At 65.3% G+C, this 5,348-nt stretch carries 5 protein-coding genes; all 5 read left to right on the top strand.

Annotated elements, in window-relative coordinates; translation table 11 throughout:
* Positions 1-270 (top strand): NAD-binding protein (locus SO156_RS45460; RefSeq protein ID WP_498539417.1); only part of this gene is annotated, 270 nt, incomplete at its 5' end.
* A gap of 24 nt (positions 271-294) precedes the next feature.
* Positions 295-1,800 carry an aldehyde dehydrogenase family protein gene (locus tag SO156_RS45455; RefSeq protein ID WP_498539416.1) on the top strand — a complete coding sequence of 502 codons (1,506 nt, stop codon included), beginning with the start codon at positions 295-297 and terminating at the stop codon, positions 1,798-1,800.
* Positions 1,801-1,826: 26 nt separating this feature from the next.
* On the top strand, positions 1,827-2,873 hold the full coding sequence (locus tag SO156_RS45450; RefSeq protein ID WP_498539415.1) for a glutamate cyclase domain-containing protein: 1,047 nt from the start codon (positions 1,827-1,829) through the stop codon (positions 2,871-2,873).
* Between the two features lie 206 nt (positions 2,874-3,079).
* A complete protein-coding gene (locus SO156_RS45445) occupies positions 3,080-4,387 on the top strand; it encodes an aminotransferase class I/II-fold pyridoxal phosphate-dependent enzyme (RefSeq protein ID WP_498539414.1) in 1,308 nt (435 codons plus the stop codon).
* Positions 4,384-5,348 (top strand): glutamate cyclase domain-containing protein (locus SO156_RS45440; RefSeq protein ID WP_498539413.1); only part of this gene is annotated, 965 nt, incomplete at its 3' end. The genes SO156_RS45445 and SO156_RS45440, both read left to right, overlap by 4 nt.

Genomic DNA, 5,348 nt, shown 5'->3' with positions numbered 1-5,348 from the left:
CGCGGCCTCGCCGGCAGCAAGATGCTCGATTGGCTGGGCAAGACGCTCTTCACTGAGGAGCGCCCCGCGTTCTTCGCGCTCGACCTGATGCACAAGGACATCTCGCTCGCGCTCGACGAGTTCACGGCTTCGCCGATGTACCTCGGGCAGCTCGTTCGCCAGATCTACAACACTGCCCGCGCAGAAGGTCTTGGCGGAAAGGATTCCACGAGCGTCTCGGAGGTCTATGAGCGGCTGCTCAAGGTCAATCTCCGTCAGCCGTCAGCTTAATTTCAAAGGCCAAGGAAAGATCTCATGAGCGCGCAACTCGCTACCTCCCGCTACGACTCCGAACTGACGCTGCCTCGCGCTGGGCTCGCCGGGAACTTCATCGGTGGCCAATGGGTCAAGCCGGTCTCAGAGCGCACGATGGCAGTCGAGAACCCTTGTCGGCGTGACACCATTGCTCGGGTCGGCGCCGCGGACAAGCAGGACGTCGACGCTGCCGTCGCGGCGGCCAAGAAGGCCTTTCCTGCCTGGCGGCGCATGGCAGCCCGAGCCCGCGGGGCGCTCCTGACGGAGCTCGGCAATCGCGTCTCGGCGCATGCCGAAGAGATCGCCAAGGTTCTCGCGGCCGAAACCGGCAATGCGCTGCGTACGCAAAGCCGGCCCGAGGTCGCGAGCACCGCTGAGGTCCTGCGTTATTACGGCGGTGTCGTTTCCGAACAGAAGGGCGAGACGTTGCCGCTCGGTCCGGGGATCTTCAGCTACACGACGCGGGAGCCGCTTGGCGTCGTCGGCGCGATCATCCCCTGGAATTCACCCCTCGTTCTCGCGGCCGTGAAGATCGGTATGGCGCTCGGCACCGGTAACACGCTGGTACTGAAGCCTGCCGAGGATGCGCCGCTCGCCGTCATCAAGGTCGCGGAGCTCGCAGCCGACCTTTTCCCCGCCGGCGTTTTCAACGTCGTCACTGGGACGGGCATCGAGGCCGGTGCGCCGCTTTCGAACCACCCCGACGTCTCGAAGATCTCGTTCACCGGCTCGGTCGAGGTCGGCAAGCTCGTGGCGCGTGCCGCCGCTGACCGCATTGCGAAGGTGACCCTTGAACTCGGCGGTAAGAGCCCCTGCATCGTCTATCCCGACGCGGCGACGCCCGAGCAACTCGACACCTGCGCGACGAACGTCATCAATGCCATGCGTTTCGCACGCCAGGGACAGTCCTGCACCGCGGGCTCGAGGCTTTTCGTCCACCGGGACGTGTTCAAGCCGGTGGTCGCAAAGGTGGTTGAGAAACTGAAGGCCATGAAGGTTGGCGACGCGCTTGACGAAACCTCCGACATCGGCGCGATCATCAACGCTGAGCGGTACGGCGAGGTCTGCGCCTTCATCCGCGAAGCCGTGGATCGCGGCGCGAAAGTCGAGATCGGCCAGGTACCGGCTCCTGCCAATGATACGGACGGCTTCATGCCGGGCCCTGTCGTGTTGACGGGCGTCGATAACGGCTGGCGTGTCGCGCGCGAGGAGGTCTTCGGCCCTGTCCTTGTTGCGATCCCATGGACGAACGAGGACGAGATGATCGGCTGGGCGAACGACACCCACTACGGTCTCGCTGCCTACATCTTCACGAACGACATCACCACCGCCCTGCGCGCTGCCGAGCGAATTGATGCGGGTTGGCTTCAGATCAACCGCGCCGGCGGTCAGATCCCGGGCATGTCCTACGGCGGCGCCAAACAGAGCGGTATCGGCGCCGAATACTCTATCGAGGGAGCTCTCGAAAGCTACACCTATCGCAAGAGCGTGACCGTCACGGTGTAAGCCGCGAGATAAGCGAAGAGGTCGCCATGGCCATGCTCCTAACCGAAGACTCCGCGGGTCCGGACCCTCTTCTGGCCATGGCAGGCGAGCGGTTCGATCGTCTGATGACGATCGAATCCCGTCCCCTCTCGGGCGGGCTTCCACCAGGTCTCGTCGTGCCGATGTACGAGATCTGCCGTCGCCATCATGGCGAGCCGTTGTCCACGTTGGCCGCCAGGACTCTCATGTCACGCGTCGCCTACGGAGACCACGTTATCGTTGCGACCGGCGCCGGCGTTCCACCTAAACTGCCGCAGGGCGAGACCGACGGACCGCCAGGTGCCGCTGTCCTTGCCCGGGCTATGGCCCTCGGTCTTGGCGCCCAGGTCACGATCGTCTCGGAAGAGGCACATTCCAAGCCGGTGGAAGCCTGCGCCGCGCTTGTTGGATCCTCCACGGCGAGGCCGATCAATGTGGAGACAATCCCGCCTCATCCCACGCATGGACCCAAAGCCGTCGAAGCGCTGCTCGCGCGGTGCCAACCGTCGGCGATTGTCTTCGTCGAACTCGACGGACCCAACCGGGACGGCCATTTTCACGGTGTCCGGGGCGATCGCCGCCCCGCCGGCACAATGGCGCATCTCCATCTGCTCGCGCAGGCTGGCCGCACAGCGAAGCGCTTGACCATAGGGATTGGCGACGGCGGAAACGAGGTAGGCTTCGGCTCCGTGCGGACGGAGCTTGCCGCGTTCCATCCCAACGGCTTCGTGGTCACGACGGCCGAGACTGACGTGATCGTCAGCGCGGCAATTTCGAACTGGGGCGCCTACGCCGTTTGCGCCGGACTCGCTGTCGGCCTTGGCAGTCCCGACCTGCTTCACGGCGATACTCTCGAAGGGAAGTTGATCAAAGCCTGTATTGGTGCGGGCGCTCGTGATGGCGCGACGGCAAGTGCCGAACCCCGCGTCGATGGCGTCTCTGAGAGCGGTCATCGGGGCTTTGTCAGCCTGCTCGAAAGCATCGTCGCAAGCTCAATGACCGAACCTGGCCGCGCCTCATTGTCGCGTCTGCGGTCTCGGGAGGTGAAGCCGTGACGCCGAACTATGACCCCGCAGTCGGACCCGACTTCATCGGTCTTGTCCCGGGCGCTAGGCACCGAGAGTGCCTCGCCTGGCGTATTCGCGCGGCGAGACGCTTTTGCCGAACGTTGACACGAATGCCGATTTCATCCCGCGTCACCTGTCGCCTCGGCTTCCTGGTTGTCCGCGCCGCCAAGTCACGCTGGTTCTAGGAGAAGTTCATGACAGCCGCCACCGCGTCGAAATCGCAGTCCCCGAGGCCCACAGATCGTTTCGGCAATATTATCGACCCGGTCGTCGGTTTTGCGCGCGGCACCATCATCCGATCCAGTGTCGACGAAGCGCGCCGCCTTCGTCAGGGGCAGGCCGTGGCGGCTGATCGCGTCCGCAAGCTCGGCCCGCATTCCATCGGTGTGTTCACCGGAAATCAGCGAGACTTTCCGCTCAAACCTGAGGATCTCGCAACGCTGTGCGAGGAATGGGTCGGCCCGGGACTCTTCGCCAATGATCTCCGCGAAGTCGCGATTGCCCACCTCGGAGGTAAGAGCGAGGATGGTGTCGCCGTATTCAACCGCACCAGCGCGGGCATCATTGCCAGCATCGCCGCTCTTGCTGGCGGCAGTTGGGTCGTTTCCGTAGTCCCCCCTGGCGGACGGTCGCACGCGTCGGTGATCCGAGGCTGCGCCATCGCGCGAGTCGAGCTCATCGAAATCGGAGGCGACCGCGACTGGCGGGCAGCTCTGGCCAAGGCGAAGCCCCAGCTCGTTGTCGTCACCACGGTGACAAGCGCTCTCGAGCTGCTCGATGATGCCGTAACCTCCGCCGTCGTCGAGGCCACCCACGCGGCCGGCGGCATCGTGCTCGTGGACGATGCCTATGGCGCCCGGCTCCGTCCCGTGCTCCACGGCGGCAAGCCCGGCCTTGCCCTCGGGGCCGACCTCGCAATCACCAACTGCGACAAGGCGGGTCTCGCCGGACCGCGCGCTGGCGTGCTTGCCGGCCGCGCCAATCTCGTCACGGCTGCGTCGGCGAAAGGTGCTGAATTCGGGATGGAGGCCCGCGCGCCGATCGCCGCCGGCGCCATGCGATCCCTCCAAGGTTTTCGGCCAGAGGATCTGCGCGAGGAAGCACGCTCCGGACAGGCGCTCGCGGTCGCCTTGGCCGAGAAGCTCGGCCGCGACATCGTCGCCGTCAGCGATCTCGGACCGATGGTCGACGAGCAGGATGTGCTCGCCCTTGTCCTGCGGCGCGCTGGCCGTTCCGCAGAAAACTTCGGGCTGGCTCCCTGCGAGGTCTCCTCCGCACTCGGAATGGTCCTCCTGCGCGACGCTGGGATCCTCACGGTCAACACCCATGGCCAGCCCGGGGCACGCGTGTCGCTGCGCCTGAAACCGACCCTCGATGCGATCGGGCGAGTTGGAGGCCAGGACGCGGTCGTCGCCGCCGTCGACGCTGCACTCAATCACCTGGCCGCGCGGATCGACGAAGTTACCACGATCTCGCGGCTCATTCTGGGAGATCAGGCATGAGCGCCGTCAACACGAGCTTTGCAGGCATGGATGACCGGCTCGACCGGCTGGTCAATCTCGATCTCGGCGGCCGAGGTGTCGAGCATCTTTACGAGGCAGCGCGCACGCGCCAAGGCGGTTCCCTGTGCGGCGCGGCTGCCGAGGCGCTCGCTGCGATTCCTGCGGGTGCGACCGTGCTGATGACCACAGGCTCCGTTTCGCGTGCCTGGATATCGCCGACCATCGGCGAGAACGACGGTCCGGCCGGCGCCGCCGCGATCGTGAGGGCTCTTGCGTTATCCAAGCGCGTGACTTGCGTCGTCCTCGCGGAGGAGACTTTGCTCGACGGCACCGTCAAGATCCTGACCAGCGCCGGCCTTTCGGTGTTGCCCTACGATCAGGCGCGGATTGCGAGCGGCGATGGAAGCCTCGCCGTCGCGAGCACGCGCTCCTTTCCGGTGACTGACGCAGAGGCGAAGGCCGCCTCCGCGTCCTTGCTCGACGAGCTGAAGCCAGCCCTGGTTTTCTCAACGGAGCGAGTCGGCCGTAACGCCGACGGCATCTACTGTTCGATGCGCGGCATCGACTACGGCATGGGGCGGGCAAGGATCGACTATCTGTTCGACGAGGCGCTTGCGCGTGGGATTCCGAGCGTCTGCGTGGGCGACGGGGGCAACGAGATCGGCATGGGTGTGGTTGCTGACGCTGTGCGGCGCCACGTGAATTTCGGCGACGCGCGGCCCGAAGGCGGCGCCGGTATCGGAGCCGTGACGGGTACCGATGTGCTCGTCACCGCCGCATGCTCGAACTGGGGTTGCTACGCCATCCTGGGGGCACTCGCAGCACGCCTGAAGCGGCCTGACCTCCTCCATGCACCCAAAATGGAAGAGCAGTTGCTGCGCCGCGGTGTCGATATCGGCTTGATCAACTCGGTCGGCAACGTTGTCGACGCTGACGTCGATGGGATCCCTCTCCAGACGCA

The organism is Bradyrhizobium sp. UFLA05-125, from assembly GCF_059803515.1.
The sequence above is the reverse complement of the archived record's forward strand: the minus strand, read 5'-3'. Positions and strand labels throughout refer to the sequence as shown.

What these genes read in the sequence shown, in the direction of transcription:
- SO156_RS45450 (WP_498539415.1), top strand. Translation starts at nt 1,827, where the DNA reads ATGGCCATGCTCCTAACCGAAGACTCCGCGGGTCCGGACCCTCTTCTG.
- SO156_RS45455 (WP_498539416.1), top strand. Translation starts at nt 295, where the DNA reads ATGAGCGCGCAACTCGCTACCTCCCGCTACGACTCCGAACTGACGCTG.
- SO156_RS45445 (WP_498539414.1), top strand. Translation starts at nt 3,080, where the DNA reads ATGACAGCCGCCACCGCGTCGAAATCGCAGTCCCCGAGGCCCACAGAT.